The sequence below is a fragment of the Pseudomonas oplopanacis genome (genome assembly GCF_057128725.1).
Genome location: NZ_JBSKHV010000003.1, coordinates 433,901 through 452,061, shown reverse-complemented (window position 1 = coordinate 452,061; position 18,161 = coordinate 433,901). Strand labels below are relative to the sequence as shown.

Genomic DNA, 18,161 nt, shown 5'->3' with positions numbered 1-18,161 from the left:
TCGCTCCCACAGGGGAATGCGATCAACTGTGGGAGCGAGCCTGCTCGCGAAAGCGGACTGACAGGCAACCCAGAATCAACAGAATACCTACTCGACCACCAACCGCCCCAACCGCTGCTTCAACATCCGGTTCTCGGCCCGCAACTGCTGCACTTCTTCCAGCAGGTCCAGCGCCAAGGCGACGCCTTCCCATTCCAGCTCCAGGTCGCGCCGCAACTTGGCGGCGCGCTTGGCCAGTGCCAGCTCGTAATCGTTGAAACGCCAATCCTTGGGCTGCTTGCCCTGAGGTTCGAGGATGCCGTGTTCGACGATTTCGATCACGTAGACGTCCGACAGGTCGGTCGCCTCACAGAATTCTGCCAGGTCCAGGTGAACGATCAGGGGGTTGCTCATGATGGGCTACTCCGTCTCTTGGATCAGAAGTTTTCTCTTGGGTTGAACTCGGCTTTTTTCGCCAGTTCCTGCCACAACGCCTTGACCTCATCGTTCGAGGTTTTCGGCATGACGGCCTTCAATTGCACGAACAGGAAGCCACGCTCGCCCGCCTTGTTCAGCAGGCCGTGGCCCTTGGCGCGCATGCGCTGGCCGTTCTGGCTGCCGGCCGGGACCTTGAGGTTGATCTTGCCGGTCAGGGTCGGCACCGCCACTTCGGTGCCCAGCGCCAGTTCCCACGGTGCCAGCGGCAACGTGATGATCAGGTTCTCGCCTTCGACGTCGAATTTAGGGTGCGGCGCAAAGCGGATGATCAGAAACAGGTCGCCATTGGCGCCACCACCGATCCCCGGGGCCCCCTGGCCCTTGAGGCGGATGCGCTCGCCGTCGGTCACACCGGCCGGGATCTTTACGTTCAGGCTCTTGGTGGTGTTGCTGACATGCTGGCCGGCCGCGTTGTACTGCGGCACCTGGAAGGTGACCTTCTTGGATTCGTTCGAGAGGGTTTCTTCCAGAAAAATTGCGAGTTCCATTTCCACGTCTTGCCCTCGACGTCCTGCGCTGCGACGCGACTCTCCACCGCCAAAACCAGGCCCACGGTTGCCGAAGATCGAACTGAAGAAGTCCGAAAAATCGCCCGTGTCCTGACCACCACCAAAACCACCGGCACCACGACCCTGCCAACCCGGCGGGCCCTGGAACGGTTGGCCGTGCTGGCCGTATTTGCGCAAGTCGTCGTATTCGGCGCGCTTGTCGGCGCTTTTCAGCGCTTCATAGGCTTCCGAGGCGTCCTTGAATTTGGCCTCGGCGTCCTTTTCCTTGCTGACATCGGGGTGGTATTTGCGCGCCAGCTTGCGATAGGCAGCCTTGATTGCCTTGTCGTCAGCGGTCGGTTCCACACCGAGAATCTTGTAATAGTCTTTGAAGTCCATCTAAGGATCACCATCCGTTATCAATTCGCGCAGCCACGCACAGCATGCTCTTGTTTGCAGCATTTGGATTGACCGATCTCAATTTTGTGACCGGGCGGCGCGTCAGAAGTTTATCGGCAGCGGGCGGCGGTTCTTGCGACCGCCGGTTGGCTACCAGGCCCATGCCAGCAAGTTTGGGGCAAAGCTGAGTGTTTCAAGCGCTAATGCCTGCGAAATAGCGGATAGTCGGCCTTCGAATATTCGCCTTCCTGGCATACACTGCGCGGCCGTTTTTTAACCGGAACCTGTAAAGACATGAAAAACGCATCTCCAGCCCGTGCCTGTGGTATCGACTTCGGCACGTCCAACTCCACCGTCGGCTGGCTGCGCCCCGGCATGGAAACGCTGATCGCGCTGGAGGACGACAAGATCACCCTGCCCTCGGTGGTCTTCTTCAACATGGAAGAACGCCGCCCGGTGTACGGCCGTCTGGCGCTGCACGAGTACCTGGAAGGCTATGAAGGCCGGCTGATGCGCTCGCTCAAGAGCCTGCTGGGCTCCAAGCTGATCAAGCACGACACCAGCGTTCTCGGCACGGCGATGCCGTTCAAGGACCTGCTCGGGCTGTTTATCGGTCAGCTGAAGAAGCGCGCCGAGACTGCCGCTGGTCGGGAGTTCGAGGAAGTGGTGCTGGGCCGTCCGGTATTTTTCGTCGATGACGATGAAATGGCCGACCAGGAAGCCGAGAACACCTTGGTGGATGTGGCCCGCGCCATCGGCTTCAAGGATGTCTCGTTCCAGTACGAGCCGATTGCGGCGGCGTTCGACTATGAGTCGACCATTGAAAAAGAAGAGCTGGTGCTGATCGTCGACATCGGCGGTGGTACCTCCGACTTCTCGCTGGTGCGCCTTTCGCCTGAGCGCCGCAACCACGACAACCGCCACGATGACATCCTCGCCACCGGCGGCGTGCACATCGGCGGGACCGATTTCGACAAGCAGTTGAGCCTGCAAGGCCTGATGCCGCTGTTTGGCTACGGCAGCCGCATGAAGAGCGGCGCCTACATGCCGACCAGCCACCACATGAACCTGGCGACCTGGCACACCATCAACTCGGTGTACTCGCAAAAGTCGACCCTGGCCCTGGGCAGCATGCGCTACGACATCGAAGACACTGGCGGCATCGATCGCCTGTTCAAGTTGATCGACCAGCGCGCCGGCCACTGGCTGGCCATGGAAGTGGAAGAAACCAAGATCCAGCTGACCCACGCCGACAGCCGCCATGTGCCGCTGGACCGGATCGAGCCGGGGCTGAGTGTGGAACTGAGCCGCGCCCTGTTCGAATCCGCTATCGAAGCGTTGTTGGAGCGCGTGCGCAACAGCGTGACGCAGATGCTCAACGACGCGAATGTGCGGGTCGATCAGGTGGATACGGTGTTCTTCACCGGCGGTTCGAGCGGGATTCCGGCGCTGCGCAACAGCGTTTCGGCGATGTTGCCGAAGGCGCGGCATGTGGAAGGGAACATCTTTGGCAGCATTGGTAGCGGCTTGGCGATTGAAGCGTCGAAGCGTTACGGCACGATGGACTGATTAACCGAGTCGCCCCCTTCGCGAGCAGGCTCGCTCCCACATTGGATCTCGGTCAACTGTGGGAGCGAGCCTGCTCGCGAAAGGGGCAGTCCAGGCGATACATCACCCGGATCAAACCATCCCCACCTGCCGCAATTCGCTTTTCAGATACGCATAATAAATCGGCCCCGCCACCACCCCCGGCAGGCCGAACGCGGCTTCGAACACCAGCATTGCCAGCAGCAACTCCCACGACTTCGCACTGATCTGCCCGCCGACAATCCGCGCGTTGAGGAAGTACTCGAGCTTGTGGATAAAAATCAGGTAACCCAGCGCCGCCACCGCGACCCAGATCGACAGTGACAAACCGACAATGGTGATCAGCGTATTCGACATCAGGTTGCCGATCACCGGCAGCAAGCCGAGCAGGAAGGTCAGCACGATCAGGGTTTTGGTCAACGGCAGCTTGATGCCGAACATCGGCAGGATCACCGCCAGGAAGATCCCGGTGAAGAAGGTGTTGAGCAGTGAAATCTTGATCTGCGCAAACACGATGTTACGAAAAGCCTGGACCAGCAGATGCAGACGATCAAACAACGCAGCGGCCAGCGGCTTGCGTTTGGTCAGGTCCGGCACGCGCTGCAAGGCAATGATCGCCCCCAGCACCATACCGATCAGCAGCGTCACGAACATGTGCGCCGCATCCTTGCCGACCAGTTGCAAGTCGCTCAAGTGCTTGCTGATCCACTCGCCGATGGCCACGCGGAATTCACCGGCGCTGGCGGGCAGATAGGCGTCGATGAACGGCGGCAATTGCCCGCGCGCGCGCTCGACCACGTGCATGAATTTATCGAGGGACGCGCCGGGGTTTTCCGCTTCGTGCAGCAGGAAACTGAAGGCGCCGGCAAAGATCAGCGCCAGCACACTCACCACCAGGGTCCCGAGCAGCGCCACCGCCAGCCAGCGCGCGCGCCGGCCTTCAATCAGCCGCTGCAATTGCGGCGTGAGCATATTCACCAGCTCGAACACCAGCAGGCCGGCCAACAGGCTAGGCAACAAGCGCAGCGGGATCACCAGCAGCAAACCACCAAAAATGATGACCCAACTGATCAGCAGCAAAACGTGGCGTTGAGAAAACGTTGGCATACAGCCTCAAAACGAACAGCGTAAAAGGATTGGCAGTCTGCCAGCGTTCCGGTGGCAGCACTAGGAATTGTGTAGGTCGACTTTGGTCGGGGATCTGGCGGATTTTTGTAGTGACCCGACTGGCCTCTTCGCGAGCAGGCTCGCTCCCACATGGGTCCTGCGAACATAGAACCATTGTGGGAGCGAGCCTGCTCGCGAAGAGGCCTTATCATCCCCCACATATTCTGGATCAATACTTATTTTTTCTTCAGGCAATCACTCATGAACGCCTTGCGCTCATCGCCCTTCAGCACCTTGGTGGCCGCATCGGCGTTGCAGGCCTTCATCTTCTCTTGCTGAGGGGTCATGGCTTTCACGTCAGTGGCGGCCGGCTCGGCTTTGAGGCAGTTACTCATGAACGCCTTGCGCTCATCACCTTTCAACGCCTTGGTGGTGGCGTCGGCGTTGCAGGTTTTCATCCTTTCTTGCTGCGGAGTCATGGCCTTCATTTGAGCGGCGGCCGGGGCGGTCGGCGCGGCTTTGAGGCAGTCACTCATGAACGTATTGCGCTCATCGCCCTTGAGGCTTTTGGCGGTTGCATCGGCATTGCAGGTCGTCATCTTGTCCTGCTGGGCAGTGGCCGCAAAGCCCTGGGCGCAGAGCAGCAAACCGATCATCAACAAAGGGACACGCAACATCTTCATGGAGTTTTCTCCTTGTTGCCGTACCGATGGGCACGGCCTCATGCTGGAGTGTAGACAACCCCTGTTACACCTTCCTGTTCTCCAGGTGACTGCGTCGATACTGCTCCGGCGTACACCCGGCCTGGCGCTGAAACATTGCGATAAAAGCCGAGCCGGTGCTGTAACCCATGTCGAAGGCAATGTCCTGAACACTGCGCTGGCTGTCCAGCGCTTCGATCGCCGCGAGGAAGCGCAAGCGCTGGCGCCACTCGCCGAAGCTCATGCCCAGTTCGCGAACAAACTGCCGGGCCAGGGTGCGCTCACTGACATGGATCTGCGCAGCCCAGTCGGCCAAGGGGCGGTTATCGCCGGGTTCGGCTTGCAAGGCTTCCAGTATTCCGAGCAACCCCGGACTGCTGGCGTAGGGCAGATAGCATTCATGCACCGGTGCCAGTTGCAGTTGATCCACCAATACCTGGCCGAGACGAACGTCCGCCTCGTGCTCGGGAATCTTCACATCCCGCGCCGCGAAGTCCTTGAGGATCGCTTTGAGAATGTCGCTGATTGCCAGCGTGCAGGCCTGTTGCGGCAACTCGCGGCACAGCGACGGCGCCAGGCACACCGCGCGATAGTTGATCGGCTGGTTGCTATAGAAGCTGTGCTCGGTCTCAGGCGGCACCCACACCGCGTATTGCGGTGGCGACATGAAGCGGCTGTTGCCGATTTCCATGTGCAACACGCCATTGGCCGAATACTCGAGCGTGCCCCAAGGGTGGCGGTGAGCCGAGGCGTATTCGTGGGTGTTGAAGTCGGCGTAGCGGAAATAAATCGGCGCCGGCAGTTCGCTGAACTCCAGCAGGTCGATGTGTTTACTGGTCATGCTGTCCGTCATCAAGGGCCGATTGTCTGGATCGAAGTATAGGCTTGCATCCAGACAAGGGGATAATTACCCCTCATTAACGTTCTGGTTTTTTCCGATGCAATACGCTTATCCCCTGCTGGCCATTTTCATTTGGGCTGGCAACACCGTGATCACCAAAATGTCAGCCGGGGCTATCTTCCCCGCCGAGATCGGTTTCTATCGCTGGCTGCTGGCCGGGATGCTGTTCACGCCGTTCATGCTCAAACCGGTGATCGCGCATTGGCCACAGATTCGTCCGAACCTGGGCAAGATTTTCGTTCTCGGCGTGCTGGGCATGGCGGTCTATCAGAGTCTGGCGTATTTCGCTGCGGCACTGACCTCGGCCACCAACATGGGGATCATCCTGTCGCTGATGCCGCTGATGTCGCTGGCCATGGCGATTATCAGCCTCGGCCAACGCCTGACGGTTGGCGCATTGGCCGGTGCGGTGCTGTCGTTTGCCGGTGTGTTGGTCGTCGTTTCATCCGGCAGCCTCGGCGCGCTGCTGGAACACGGCGTGAACCTGGGTGACGCGATGATGTTGATCGCCACGCTGGCCTACGCGATTTACAGCACCTTGCTGAAAAAATGGCAGCTGCGTTTGCCGCCGTTGGTGTTGTTATATATGCAGGTGTGGGTGGCGGTGGTGGTGCTGTTTCCGCTGTTTGTGATTTCACCGAAGGTCGGGCTGACGCTGCAGAATATTCCGCTGGTGCTTTACGCCTGCCTGCTGGCGTCGATGTTGGCACCGCTGGCGTGGATGCAGGCGGTGGTGCGGTTGGGACCGAGCCGGACCACGCTGTTTTTCAATTTGCTGCCGGTGATTACGGCGCTGATTGCGGCGGTGGTGCTGCATGAACAGTTGGCGATGTACCACTTGGTGGGCGGGCTGTTGACGTTGGGCGGGGTGGTGCTTTCGGAGCGCTGGACCACGGTGATCGGCCGCAAGGTTCGGGTTGCCTGAACTGACGCCTTCGCGAGCAGGCTCGCTCCCACAGTTGATCGCATTCCCCTGTGGGAGCGAGCCTGCTCGCAAAAAGGGCAACTCGGTCTAGACGCCTGCCGCTTTAAGCCGGGCGGCATGCTCGACGAACAACCGGATCGGCTCGGCGCCCTTCCCCACCAGCCCTAGCGACTGATTGACGATGTCGAAGTGATCCAGCGGATACTCATCGCCAATCACCGTCCCCAGGTGCGAGCTATAGCGCCCGACCATCCCGTCGCAATGCCCGACCTCCCTCACAAAGGTTTTGGCAAACAACCGGCAACTGCGATTAGTCCCGTCCAACAGGTTACGCCCGCGATCGGTAATGCCGGGCTGCAACGTCCCGGACCACGAGTAATAACGCACGCCGTTGACCTCCTCCGGCCCGTGCCCGCCCCAGGTTTCAGGCAGGCCCTGTGGATAACGCTGATTGAACAGCGCCACGCCTTCAGTGGTGAGCGAGTGATGGGAAGCATGGATATCCACCGGCAGCTTCGGCCCGCGATAGCCGGTTTCGAGCAGGCTCATCAACGCGGCAATCATCCGTAATAGAAAGCTCATCAACCGGCCCATGGCGCTGTCATGCGGGTAGTGTTTGTGCAGATAATCGGCCAGTTCCGAACCGTGATTCGGACCGGCCACCGAGGTCACCGACGCCACAAGGTCCGGGCGTTTGGCCGCCGCGTAACGGGCCGTCAGCGAGCCCTGGCTGTGACCGAACAGGTTGACCTTCTCGGCCCCGGTCTCGCGCAGGATTTCCTCGATTCGCGCCAGCAGTTGATCGCCGCGCACTTCACTGGAATGGAGCGGCGAAACCTGCACCGCGAACACCGTCGCCCCACCTTGGCGCAACGCCGAGACGATGCCGTACCAATAGGGGTAGAGCACCAATCGGACAAACCCGAGCATTCCGGGGACCAATACCAACGGGTAACGCGTGGCGGAACCTTGCGACATGGGCGAACGTCCTTGTGGTCGATGAGATGAAGCAAGGCGCGATGCAAGACGTCCGCCAAGCATCGCCACCGAAGATGACAACTCGACGACCAGTCTATGACATCCCGCTCTACTTAAGTCCCACCACACCCGCCACGATGAGCCCGACCGACACCAGTTTAATTGCCGTCAGGCTTTCGCCCAACAGCACAAACCCCAGGAATACCGTGCCCAGTGAACCGATGGCGGTCCAGATCGGATACGCGATGCTCACCGGCAACTCGCGCATGGCCAGGGTCAGGAAGAAAATGCCGCCCACGGCGGCCACGACGGTGATCAGCGACGGCCAGGGCCGGGTGAAGCCTTCGGCGTATTTCATGCCCATGGCGAAGGTGACTTCGAACCCGGCGGCGATCAGCAGAAACAGCCAGGCCATCTAGAACTCCCTGGCCAGCGCCAACAGGCGCTGCTCGGCCTCGGCGGCGGAGATCCGGAAGGTACGTTCTTCGGACTCTTCACCCTCGGCGGCGACCACAGTGATGTCGGTGATACCAATGAAGCCCAGTGCCGTGCGCAGCATTGGATCAGCGTGGTTCATGGCTTCCAGCTCACCGCCCGGGCCGAAACCGAAGCCGCCACGACTGGTGACGATCAAGGCTTTTTTGCCCTGTAGCAGCGGCTCGTATTGGGCCACGCCATTGTCCAGGGTGTGGTTGAACGTCAGGCCGAGCCGCACAATCTGATCGATCCAGGCCTTGAGGCCGCTGGGCACGCTGAAGTTGTACATCGGCGTGGAAATCACCAGCAGGTCGTGGCCCAGCAGTTCGCCCACCAACTCATCGCTGAAGGCCAGATCAGCCTGCATCGACAGGGGGCGCGCATTCGGCTCGGGGTAAAACGCAGCAGCGATAAAGGCTTCGTTAGCCGGCGGAATCAAGGCTCGCCCGACTTCACGACGGGTCAACTGAGCGTGCGGATGGCGCGCCTGCCAGGCCGAAAGAAACACTTCAGCCAAACGGCGAGAGTGCGAGCGGTCGCCACGGGGGCTGGCGTGAATGGCAAGAATTTTACTCATCTGAATCTCCTTGGGATTAAACTCTAACTGCTTGTGGCTTGCAGCTTGAAGCGCACAGCCAACCGCTTCAAATGAGCATAAATCAGTCAGGATGAATCTATTTCATCCATGGAGCCTTGAATGTTTGCCTCGTTGCCACTGACCGCCCTGCGTGCCTTTGAGTCCGCGTCCCGCTTGTTGAGCTTCAAGGCAGCCGCCGAAGAACTCTCGGTGACGCCGACGGCGGTTTCCCATCAGATCCGCTCCCTGGAAACCTGGCTCGGCGTGCCGCTGTTCGAGCGTTTGCCTCGGCAAGTGCGCCTGACCGACGGCGGTGAACGGCTGTTCCGCAGCCTGCACGGTGCCTTTCTGGACGTGGCGCAAAGCGTCGATACCCTGCGCCCGCAACGCAACGGCGCGAGCCTGACGGTCTCCACCACCGCAGCGTTCGCGGCGTTGTGGCTGGTGCCGCGCCTCGGGCGCTTTTATGCGCGCCATCCCGGCATCAGCCTGCGCCTGGACACCCACTGTGAAGTGATCGATCTGCATCAGGATGCCAGCGTCGATCTGGTGCTGCGCTACAGCCTCGACACCTACCCCAACCTCTATGGTTTGTGTTTGTTCGATGAGTCCTTCGGCGTCTACGGCTCGCCCGAGCAGGTCGCGCTGGCCGCCACTCGCACGCCGACGCTGATCAGCGTGCACTGGCACAACTCCAAGCTGTACGCCCATGGCTGGGAGGCGTGGTGTGCGCAGTCGGGCGAGTCATGGCTGGCGGGAAAACCGGCGGTGCGTGAATACGACGAAGAGCATTACGCCCTGCAAGCAGCGATTGCCGGACAAGGCTTGGTGCTGGCGAGCAACATTCTGGTGTCGGAAAGCGTGGCCAGCGGGTTGCTGGTGGCGTATCGCGGCGAGATTCAGGTCGATGGCGCTGGCTATAGCGCACTGTGTGTGCCGGGGCGCGAGCGACATCCGCCGGTCCGGGCATTTTTTGCCTGGTTGCGCGAGGAGGCGTTGCTGTCCGGGCATGCATTGGCGTGAGGCCGCCAATTACAAATTACATCAAACTTTTCGCCGCGCGCATGACTCACAACTTTCGTAGCGATCACTTCTCTAGAAGGTGACGCAAACCGGATTAGCCTCCAGGAGAACGAGATGAGTGACATGCATTTGTCTGATGTAACCACGCTTCGCGAACGGGCCCGCAAGAATGTCGAGAATGGCGCGGTCACTGAAAGCTATAGCGCCGACCGCGAAGAAGTCCTGCGCCTGCTCAACGCATCGCTGGCCACCGAACTGGTCTGCGTGTTGCGCTACAAGCGTCACTACTTCATGGCCAACGGTGTGAAAGCCCATGTGGCGGCCGATGAGTTTCTCGAACACGCGACCCAGGAAGCCGAACACGCCGACCGCCTGGCCGAGCGCATTGTGCAGCTGGGCGGTGAACCGGAGTTCAACCCTGATCTGTTGTCGAAAAATTCCCACGCCCAGTATGTGGCGGGGAACACGCTCAAGGAGATGGTCTACGAAGATCTGGTTGCCGAGCGCATCGCCATCGACAGCTATCGCGAGATCATTCAGTACATCGGCGAGAAAGACCCGACTACGCGGCGGATCTTTGAGGACATCCTGGCTCAGGAAGAAGAGCATGCGGATGATATGGCTGACATTCTGAAAGATTTGTAGCGCCTGGCAGACCGCCTTCGCGAGCAGGCTCGCTCCCACATTGGTCCGGAGTTCACAGGGCAAATGTGGGAGCGAGCCTGCTCGCGAAGGCGTCTTCATAGACGCCGCAATTACTTGGTGGGTTTTACCGTCACAGGTGCCTTGCCTGCCTTCATCTGCTCCAGCAACGGCGCACACTGGTTCGGCTCACCACCACTCGGCGCCACCAGCGCCAACAACCCGGCCGCCGGAGCGGCAATCACGCCCAGCGCCACCATCCCCGCCCCGCGCAGCATCAGCGGCACCGCTTTCACCCCCGCATCCGGCTTGATGAACTTGCCCCTCACGTACAGCGGCGAGCGCAGCGAAATCAAGCGCCAGCCCTTCGACTCCGGCGTAATGGTCAAGTCCAGTTGCTCGGTCGCCATGTTCGCGGTGCCATCGATGTAGATGATCGCGTTCTCCGTATCGAAGACGAACAGACGCGTGGTCGCCAGCCCGGTCTTGATATCGAAGTCGGCCGCCGCGCAATTGATCTTCACTTCTTTGTCGCCGAAGATTTTACCGACCACGTAGTTACCGACGTTGAGCCCGGCCAGTTCCATCAGCTCGCGGCTGATCGCGCCGTCGTTGATGATCATCTTCAGATTGCCGTTGGCACTGCCCAACAGCTTGGCCACCGAGTTGCCGCGCCCCGAGATGTCGGCATCGCCATTGAGCTCGCCGAAACTGGTTTTCATCGGTTCGAAGGTCGGGAACAGTTGCTTGAGCTTGAACTTGCGCGCAGTGAGCTTGGCCTGCCCCTCCAGGGGTTCAGTCCGGCCATTCAAGCGAATCTGCGCTTCCAGATTGCCGCCCGCCACACCAAAGCGCAGGGGTTCCAGGCTGAGTTGGCCGTCGGTCAGCACCAGGTGCGTATAGAGGTCGGTGAACGGCAGTTTCTCGCTGTGGACGATGCGCTTGCCGGTGAATTCGACGTCGGCGTCCATGTCGCGCCAACGCTCGGTCTTGAACTCTTCGACCGGCAACACTTTGTCCGCCGGCTGCAGGCTGTCAGCGCCACGGGCCTTTTGCTTGGCATTGGAATCAGCACCGATCAGCGGTGCGAGGTCGGCAAACAACAGTTGGTTGGAGAGCAGCGAACCACTGAGCTTCGGTCTTGGCTGACTGGCGACATACGCCAGGCTGCCATGAATGTCACTCTCGCCGATCTTGCCGTTGAATTCTTCATAGCGGAACACCGCACCACCGGGTTCATGCAGCTTGGCAATCAAATGCCCGTCGGTGGCGTATGGCGGCGTATCCGGCAGTGTCACACCAGTCAACGGATACAGATTGCCGAGGCTGGTGCCGGCCAGTTTCAGTCGCAGGTCCAGCGCGCCGAGGTTAAGCGGGTCGGTCAGGGTCCCGGCCAGTTCGACGCTGGTATCGGCGATCTTCACCTGCGCCTGCAGCGGGAACGGCTTGGCCGCGTCCTGCAGCGCCAACAAGCCACCGATCTTGCCGGAGCCTTCGAGTTTCTGCGCGTGGTACTGGCCTTTGACCTTGAGGGCGAAGGCGTAGTCCTGAGGCGCAGCCCCCTTCTCAAGCGCGGTTTTCGCAGCCTTGTCACCGACGATGTCGCTGAACGGGATCGGCTTGCCCAGCGGATCGATGAGCACATCGAGCTGCGTCTTCAGGTTCTGGTCATCAAGGGTGACGTGGCCCTTGTCGAAGCCGATGGCGCCGATATCGACCACCCAGTTCGACGGTTCGGCGTTGGGGTCTTTCGGGTCGAATTTGAAGGTCCAGTTGGCGCGGCCGTCGGCCAGGCGTTGGAGCTGGGCGTTCGGTTCGGTCAGGTCGATGCGCGGGATGACCACTCGCTGCGCCAACAGGGCCAGCGGCGAAATACGCAGCTCGACGCGCTTGAGGGTGACCATCTGCGGTTGTTTCGACCAGTCCGGGTTGCCGAGACTCAAGTCTTCGGCCACCACATGGGGCCACGGCACCCAGGCCCGCCAGCCGCCCTCGTCAGCCTCGCGCTGCCAGACCACCGCGAGGTTGCCATTAATAGCGAACGCTCGGTGCAGCTCTTCGGAGACTTTGCTGTTGATGGTGGGTTTGATCCGGTTCCAATCGAAGAACACGATGATCAGCACGAGTATCGCCAGCAGAATCACCAGACTGGCAAAGACCCAGGCAAAAATCTTGGGGGTGCGCGTCATTGCACAGGACTCCTGAATACGACTGAGCGCCCTGACAGCGACGCACGTATGAAACGTTAGGCCAGAACCGGCCTGCCATGACACCTAGGACTGGGAAAAGCCGCGCAGGTTTAACCGAAAAACCTATTAACGTTCAAATAATCCCCCGCGATCACTCTGCGCGCTCCAAACGGTGTTACCGCCACCCGCACTGTTGTGCGGCGCGAGTGAGTCGAAACTACCCACCCCAGTGCAAAAACACCCGCCGGAAACGCCCGTTCTAGAGCGCTCCAGCAGAACAATCAATTCTGTTGATTATTACCATTGCGTTTATGAGCTTTCATATCGACTTATCGAGAGTAGCATTGCCCTCGTACCCACTTTATCGCCCTCCCAAGGAGCAACCCATCATGAAACGCCAATTACTGCTTAGCCTGACCCTCTCGATGCTAGCCAGCACCGCTTTCGCTCTGCCAGCCGCTGATCAGGCCACTCCGCAAGTCAAAGACAGCCACTCGGTGTTCAGCCAAACCGTCGCCGCCGATGGTTCCGACCGCACTCCACAAGGCCAGACCCTTGCCGAAGGCGGTAACGATCGCCTGAAAGAAAAAGGCCTGATCACTCAAGATGGCTCGGATCGCACCCCACAAGGCCAGACCCTGGCTGCTGACGGTTCCGAACGCACTCCACAAGGTCAAACCCTGGCTGCCGACGGTTCCGATCGCACTCCACAAGGTCAAACCCTGGCTGCTGACGGTTCCGATCGCACTCCACAAGGCCAAACCCTCGCTGAAGGCGGTTCCGACCGTACCCCACAAGGCCAAACCCTGGCTGAAGGTGGTGGTGACCGTGTGATCGAACGCAACAGCGCTCTGAGCTAAGCCTCATGGCCGCCCTGAAAAAAAGCCCAATCCCCGGATTGGGCTTTTGACTTATAGAGAAGCCGCAATTCCCCGCCTGCCCCCCGATAGTCGTTCGACGCCAGCGAAGCCGATTTGCTAGAGTGCGCCGCTGTCCAGTCCAGAAAACACCCTTGCGATGCTGCCCCGCGCCGAACAGAAACAACAAACCCGCAACGCCCTGATGGACGCTGCCCGTCACCTGATGGAATGTGGCCGAGGATTCGGCAGCCTCAGCCTGCGCGAAGTGGCGAAAACCGCCGGCATCGTACCCACCGGTTTCTACCGGCATTTCGCTGATATGGATGAACTGGGCCTGGTGCTGGTAAGCGAAGTCGGTCAGACCTTCCGCGAAACCATTCGCCTGGTGCGCCATAACGAATTCGTCATGGGCGGCATTATCGATGCGTCGGTGCGGATCTTTCTCGACGTGGTCAGTGCCAATCGTTCGCAATTTCTGTTTCTTGCCCGCGAGCAATACGGCGGATCGCTGCCTGTGCGGTTGGCGATCGGGCGCTTGCGCGAGGACATCAGCTCGGATCTGGCGGCTGACTTGTCGTTGATGCCGAAACTGCAGCATCTGGACATTGCCGGGTTGAGCGTGATGGCGGACCTGATTGTAAAAAGTGTGTTCGCGACACTGCCGGACATCATTGATCCGCCCGCCGAAGCGCTACCGGAGCATCTGACGCCGCAAGCGAAGATCACCCAGCAACTGCGCTTCATCTTCATCGGCCTGAAACACTGGCAAGGGCTCGGCAGCACCGAATAAGCCTGTGGGAGCGAGCCCGCTCGCGAAAGCGCAGTGTCAGTTACCTCAAGTGTTGACTGTGCCGACGCCTTCGCGAGCAGGCTCGCTCCCACAAAACCCGTCAGCGCATCAATTCGGTGCAACTCATACATCCTCGCACCACTACCGATCAAGATCCTGCAATTCACCAACGCTCACACCAAGCTCCGACAGGTATTTCCTACGTATCCCCCGATTGGCAAGCCCCTTGCTCTAGCCTGAGCATTGCCCATTGCTGGAAGCCTACCGATGCTGGTGATTCACCACAGAATCGACCCTCAACCCGTCTGGGCCGCAGAGTTGCACCTGACCTTCGAAGCCCGGAGTAAAAGCCGTTTGCGCTGTTTCAGTGCCGACGGTGAAGACGTCGGGTTGTTTTTGGAACGAGGTCAACCGCCCCTGTATGACGGCGAGTGCCTGCAAGCCGAAGACGGGCGGATCGTGCGTGTCTGTGCCCGTCCCGAACAATTGCTGCACGTTACCTGCGCCAATGCCTTCGAATTGACCCGTGCCGCCTATCACCTCGGCAACCGTCATGTTGCCCTGCAGATCGGTGATGGCTGGTTGCGCCTGCTCGACGATTACGTGCTCAAAGCCATGCTTGAACAGCTGGAGGCCAAGGTCGAAAACATCGAAGCGCCGTTCCAGCCGGAACACGGCGCCTATGGCGGCGGCCATCACCATTCACGGCATGGCGACGAAGACTTCAACTACCCACCGAAACTGCACCAGTTCGGCGTCCGTTTATGAACCCGGCCTGGGCGCTGCTGCGCCTGGCCAGTCCGCAGCTGCCGATTGGCGGCTACAGCTATTCCCAGGGGCTGGAAATGGCGGTGGATAACGGCCGCGTGAGCGATGCAGACGGCGCGCGACGCTGGATCAGCGATCAATTGTTGCTGAACCTGGCGCGGTTCGAAGCGCCGCTGTTGCTCGCCCATTGTGTGGCCGCAGCGGAGGAAAACTGGGCCGAACTGCAGCAACGCTGCGAGGAACATCGGGCCAGTCGGGAAACCCGCGAATTGCATCAAGAGAGCCGGCAGATGGGCTACTCCTTGCAACAACTGCTCAGCGGTTTACCGGAACTCGACGCACCCGCCCGCGCCTTCCTCGAACAACGCCCTGAACCGCATCTGGCCCTCGGCTGGGCGCTGGCCGCCCGGGCTTGGGGGATCACTCCGCAGGATGCGTTGGCCGCATGGCTCTGGAGCTGGCTGGAAAACCAGTTGGCGGTGTTGATGAAAACCCTGCCGCTGGGCCAGCAAGCCGCGCAACGCCTGACTAGCGAACTGCTGCCGCTGCTGCAACAAGCCCAGCAGGACGCCACCCGAATCACCCCCGAACACTACGGCAGTGCCGCGTTTGGCCTGTCCCTGGCGTGCATGGCTCATGAGCGCCAGTACAGCCGTCTGTTCCGTTCCTAGGGCCTTTTAACTTGGAGAACAACATGAACACACAACCCCTGCGCGTCGGCATCGGCGGCCCGGTCGGTTCCGGTAAAACCGCCCTGACCCTGGCCTTGTGCCTGGCCCTGCGCGAGCGCTACAACCTGGCCGTCGTCACCAATGACATCTACACCCGCGAAGACGCCGACTTTCTGGTGCGTAACGAAGCCCTGGCGCCGGAGCGAATCATCGGCGTGGAAACCGGCGGCTGCCCGCACACGGCGATCCGCGAAGACGCCTCGATCAACCTCGAAGCCGTGGATCAACTGAACCGCCGCTTTCCGGGGCTGGACCTGATTCTGGTGGAGTCCGGTGGCGACAATCTCTCGGCAACCTTCAGCCCTGAACTGTCCGACCTGACCATCTACGTGATTGACGTTTCAGCCGGCGACAAACTGCCGCGCAAGGGCGGCCCCGGCATCTGCAAATCCGATCTGCTGGTGATCAACAAAGTCGACCTCGCGCCATTGGTAGGTGCATCGCTGGAGATGATGGACAGCGACACCAAACGCATGCGCAACGGCAAACCGTTTGTCTTCAGTAACCAGAAAACCGGTCTGGGCCTTGAAGAGATCATCGCTTTCATCGAACGCCAAGGCCTGCTGACAGCCGCCTGATCACGATTTATCAACAAGGAAGCTTATCCATGACACTGAAACGTATTCTGGGCGCCGTGGCCCTGCTGCTGACCCCGGCCATCGCCTTCGCCCATCCGGGGCATGGCGACAACGGCTTGATCGCAGGTATTAGCCACCCGCTTGGCGGCCTCGATCACTTGCTGGCGATGGTTGCCGTCGGCTTGTGGGCCGCGCAGCAAAAAGGCGCGGCGCGCTGGGCGCTGCCGTGTACGTTTGTCGGCACGATGCTGATTGGCGGGTTGCTGGGGTTTGAAGGGCTGAACCTGCCAGCGCTGGAAGGCGGGATTGCCGCGTCGGTACTGGCGCTGGGCCTGGCGGTGGCGTTGGTGGTGCGTCCGCCATTGAGCGTGGCGGTGGCGGCGACGGCGTTGTTTGCGCTGTTCCACGGTGTGGCGCATGGGCTGGAGTTGCCGGACATGTCGAGCCCTTGGACGTATGCGGCCGGGTTTGTGGCAGCGACGGCGGCGTTGCATGCGGCCGGTTACGCCGTCGTGCGCGTGCTCCCGCAAGCGGCTGCACCGTTGGTTCGGTTGGCGGGTGCGGCGTCGGCAGCGACTGGGGTCTGGTTGTTGGCGGGCTGATTTCTTTATCGCCGGTGATGGCCACATCGCGAGCAGGCTCGCTCCCACATTTGTTCTGTGTACACAGTTCCAGTGTGGGAGCGCGCTTGCTCGCGATGGCGGCCTGACAGACACCGCATCTCTCAGGCCTGCTAACATGTCGCGCAATCAACCCTGCCGTGACGACGCCAGCCAATGCCGCCTGTTTCCCGCTCCGCCTCCCAGCCTGAATTGACCGCCCTGTTCGCCTCGGTGCAACAGCACTTCCAGGACGTGATCGTGCCGCTTTGGCAAGGCCCCGGCTGGAATGCCGACATGGCGTTGCCATATGAGGCGCTGGATTCGGAGCATCAGCCGCTGCCGCCTCAACGCTACCGGGCCATGGCCTGCGCACGGCAGTTGTATCTTTTCTCAAGCCTGATCGGCCAGGTGCCGGGCGCCGAAGCGCGTGCCGCCGCGTTGTTCCGCTCCCTGCAACAGCACTTCCACGATGCCGAGCACGGCGGCTGGTTCTACAGCATCGACCCGCAGGGCGCGCCACTCGACCCACGCAAAGACCTCTACACCCACGCGTTCATCCTGTTTGCCTGCGCTCATTACTGGAACAAGGTTCGCGAGCCGCTGGTGGAATCGGTGCTCAATGCAGCGCTGGAAGTGATCGCTCAGCGTTTCGCCACAGGCGACGGCCTGTACGAAGCCAGCCTCGACCGTGACTGGTCCTCGCTTGATTCCGGGCCCCTGCAAAATCCCCTGATGCACTTGGCCGAAGCGTTCCTCGCTACCCTGGCGGTACGTGAAGACGCCGCCGTGCAGCGTGCGCTCGTCGACTTATGCACAGCCATGCAGAAGCGCTTCATCGACCCGCAACAGCGCGTGTTGATGGAGAAGCCGCTCGGCGCTGTGGATAACTGGTTTGAACCGGGGCATCAGTTCGAATGGTATTTCCTGCTGGAGTCTTCGCCGTTGCTGCGGGGCTCGGCATTACACGCGTCGCTTGATCGTGCATTCACGCTGACCGAGCAGATGGGTGTTGATCCGCAGACGGGCGCCGTGGTGGCGATGCTTGATCTGGAGGGCTCGGCAAAGGATGCCACCCAGCGCATCTGGGCCCAGGCTGAATACCTGCGTGCCCTGACCTTGCGGCCCGATAGCGAGGCTTCTGTGCAGCGTCAATTGCAGGCGCTGCAACAGCGTTTTCTGCATGCGGGTGGCTGGTATGAGTGTCGCGACGAAAAAGGCGAAGTGAGCCGCAAGGACATGCCGTCGACGACGCCTTATCACTTGGCGACCTGCTATCGCGGGCTGGTCGACTTTCTCGGCTAACTGACAGATAGCTTTCGCGAGCAGGCTCGCTCCCACAGGTTCAGAGCAATCCCTGTGGG

20 protein-coding genes are annotated in these 18,161 nt (G+C 60.5%); 11 read left to right on the top strand and 9 right to left on the bottom strand.

Annotated elements, in window-relative coordinates; translation table 11 throughout:
• Positions 1 to 87 precede the first annotated feature (87 nt).
• Positions 88 to 393: a chaperone modulator CbpM gene (locus tag ACWKV5_RS09970; protein ID WP_123435930.1), complete on the bottom strand. Its 306-nt coding sequence runs from the start codon at positions 391 to 393 to the stop codon at positions 88 to 90.
• A gap of 23 nt (positions 394 to 416) precedes the next feature.
• A complete protein-coding gene (locus ACWKV5_RS09965) occupies positions 417 to 1,364 on the bottom strand; it encodes a DnaJ C-terminal domain-containing protein (protein WP_483841129.1) in 948 nt (315 codons plus the stop codon).
• 294 nt (positions 1,365 to 1,658) lie between these two features.
• On the opposite strand from ACWKV5_RS09965, the gene ACWKV5_RS09960 reads away from it, so the two are divergent.
• Positions 1,659 to 2,933: an Hsp70 family protein gene (locus ACWKV5_RS09960; RefSeq protein ID WP_027921941.1), complete on the top strand. Its 1,275-nt coding sequence runs from the start codon at positions 1,659 to 1,661 to the stop codon at positions 2,931 to 2,933.
• 111 nt (positions 2,934 to 3,044) lie between these two features.
• On the opposite strand, the gene ACWKV5_RS09955 is transcribed toward ACWKV5_RS09960, so the two are convergent.
• The 3 genes from ACWKV5_RS09955 to ACWKV5_RS09945 all read right to left on the bottom strand — a co-directional run bounded on the left by ACWKV5_RS09955 (position 3,045) and on the right by ACWKV5_RS09945 (position 5,600).
• Entirely contained in the window at positions 3,045 to 4,058 is a 1,014-nt protein-coding gene (locus tag ACWKV5_RS09955) for an AI-2E family transporter (protein ID WP_027921942.1), read from the bottom strand.
• Between the two features lie 236 nt (positions 4,059 to 4,294).
• Complete coding sequence (locus ACWKV5_RS09950) at positions 4,295 to 4,741, bottom strand: PsiF family protein (RefSeq protein ID WP_483841128.1); 447 nt, start codon at positions 4,739 to 4,741, stop codon at positions 4,295 to 4,297.
• Between the two features lie 64 nt (positions 4,742 to 4,805).
• On the bottom strand, positions 4,806 to 5,600 hold the full coding sequence (locus ACWKV5_RS09945; protein WP_483841127.1) for an AraC family transcriptional regulator: 795 nt from the start codon (positions 5,598 to 5,600) through the stop codon (positions 4,806 to 4,808).
• A 97-nt stretch (positions 5,601 to 5,697) separates the two neighbouring features.
• Here ACWKV5_RS09945 and ACWKV5_RS09940 point away from each other — a divergent pair, with 97 nt between their 5' ends.
• Positions 5,698 to 6,585 (top strand): DMT family transporter, encoded by an 888-nt coding sequence (locus ACWKV5_RS09940; protein WP_483841126.1) that lies wholly within the window; start codon positions 5,698 to 5,700, stop codon positions 6,583 to 6,585.
• 87 nt (positions 6,586 to 6,672) lie between these two features.
• Here ACWKV5_RS09940 and ACWKV5_RS09935 read toward each other — a convergent pair whose 3' ends face one another.
• From ACWKV5_RS09935 to ACWKV5_RS09925, 3 genes are all read right to left on the bottom strand, one after another.
• Positions 6,673 to 7,563: an alpha/beta fold hydrolase gene (locus ACWKV5_RS09935; protein WP_483841125.1), complete on the bottom strand. Its 891-nt coding sequence runs from the start codon at positions 7,561 to 7,563 to the stop codon at positions 6,673 to 6,675.
• A gap of 109 nt (positions 7,564 to 7,672) precedes the next feature.
• The gene (locus ACWKV5_RS09930; RefSeq protein ID WP_483841124.1) at positions 7,673 to 7,978 is read right to left on the bottom strand and encodes a DMT family transporter; all 306 of its coding nucleotides are present in this window, start codon (positions 7,976 to 7,978) and stop codon (positions 7,673 to 7,675) included.
• Positions 7,979 to 8,617, bottom strand: coding sequence for an FMN-dependent NADH-azoreductase (locus ACWKV5_RS09925; protein WP_483841123.1), 639 nt, complete (start codon positions 8,615 to 8,617; stop codon positions 7,979 to 7,981).
• A gap of 120 nt (positions 8,618 to 8,737) precedes the next feature.
• Between ACWKV5_RS09925 and ACWKV5_RS09920 the strand changes: the two genes are divergently transcribed.
• Complete coding sequence (locus ACWKV5_RS09920; RefSeq protein WP_483841122.1) at positions 8,738 to 9,640, top strand: LysR substrate-binding domain-containing protein; 903 nt, start codon at positions 8,738 to 8,740, stop codon at positions 9,638 to 9,640.
• A 114-nt stretch (positions 9,641 to 9,754) separates the two neighbouring features.
• Positions 9,755 to 10,285, top strand: coding sequence for a ferritin-like domain-containing protein (locus ACWKV5_RS09915; protein ID WP_483841121.1), 531 nt, complete (start codon positions 9,755 to 9,757; stop codon positions 10,283 to 10,285).
• A gap of 110 nt (positions 10,286 to 10,395) precedes the next feature.
• On the opposite strand, the gene ACWKV5_RS09910 is transcribed toward ACWKV5_RS09915, so the two are convergent.
• The gene (locus ACWKV5_RS09910) at positions 10,396 to 12,471 is read right to left on the bottom strand and encodes an AsmA family protein (RefSeq protein WP_483841120.1); all 2,076 of its coding nucleotides are present in this window, start codon (positions 12,469 to 12,471) and stop codon (positions 10,396 to 10,398) included.
• A 389-nt stretch (positions 12,472 to 12,860) separates the two neighbouring features.
• Here ACWKV5_RS09910 and ACWKV5_RS09905 point away from each other — a divergent pair, with 389 nt between their 5' ends.
• From ACWKV5_RS09905 to ACWKV5_RS09875, 7 genes are all read left to right on the top strand, one after another.
• Positions 12,861 to 13,331, top strand: a complete 471-nt coding sequence (locus ACWKV5_RS09905) for a hypothetical protein (protein ID WP_483841119.1) — start codon at positions 12,861 to 12,863, stop codon at positions 13,329 to 13,331.
• 157 nt (positions 13,332 to 13,488) lie between these two features.
• On the top strand, positions 13,489 to 14,121 hold the full coding sequence (locus ACWKV5_RS09900) for a TetR family transcriptional regulator (protein WP_027921952.1): 633 nt from the start codon (positions 13,489 to 13,491) through the stop codon (positions 14,119 to 14,121).
• Between the two features lie 267 nt (positions 14,122 to 14,388).
• Complete coding sequence (gene ureE, locus ACWKV5_RS09895) at positions 14,389 to 14,889, top strand: urease accessory protein UreE (RefSeq protein WP_483841118.1); 501 nt, start codon at positions 14,389 to 14,391, stop codon at positions 14,887 to 14,889.
• Positions 14,886 to 15,560 (top strand): urease accessory protein UreF, encoded by a 675-nt coding sequence (locus ACWKV5_RS09890; RefSeq protein WP_483841117.1) that lies wholly within the window; start codon positions 14,886 to 14,888, stop codon positions 15,558 to 15,560. The genes ureE and ACWKV5_RS09890 overlap by 4 nt, the downstream gene beginning before the upstream one ends.
• Before the next feature lie 23 nt (positions 15,561 to 15,583).
• Entirely contained in the window at positions 15,584 to 16,198 is a 615-nt protein-coding gene (ureG, locus tag ACWKV5_RS09885) for an urease accessory protein UreG (RefSeq protein WP_007947546.1), read from the top strand.
• Between the two features lie 29 nt (positions 16,199 to 16,227).
• Positions 16,228 to 16,800: a HupE/UreJ family protein gene (locus ACWKV5_RS09880; protein ID WP_483841116.1), complete on the top strand. Its 573-nt coding sequence runs from the start codon at positions 16,228 to 16,230 to the stop codon at positions 16,798 to 16,800.
• 174 nt (positions 16,801 to 16,974) lie between these two features.
• On the top strand, positions 16,975 to 18,102 hold the full coding sequence (locus ACWKV5_RS09875; protein ID WP_483841115.1) for an AGE family epimerase/isomerase: 1,128 nt from the start codon (positions 16,975 to 16,977) through the stop codon (positions 18,100 to 18,102).
• Positions 18,103 to 18,161 lie beyond the last annotated feature (59 nt).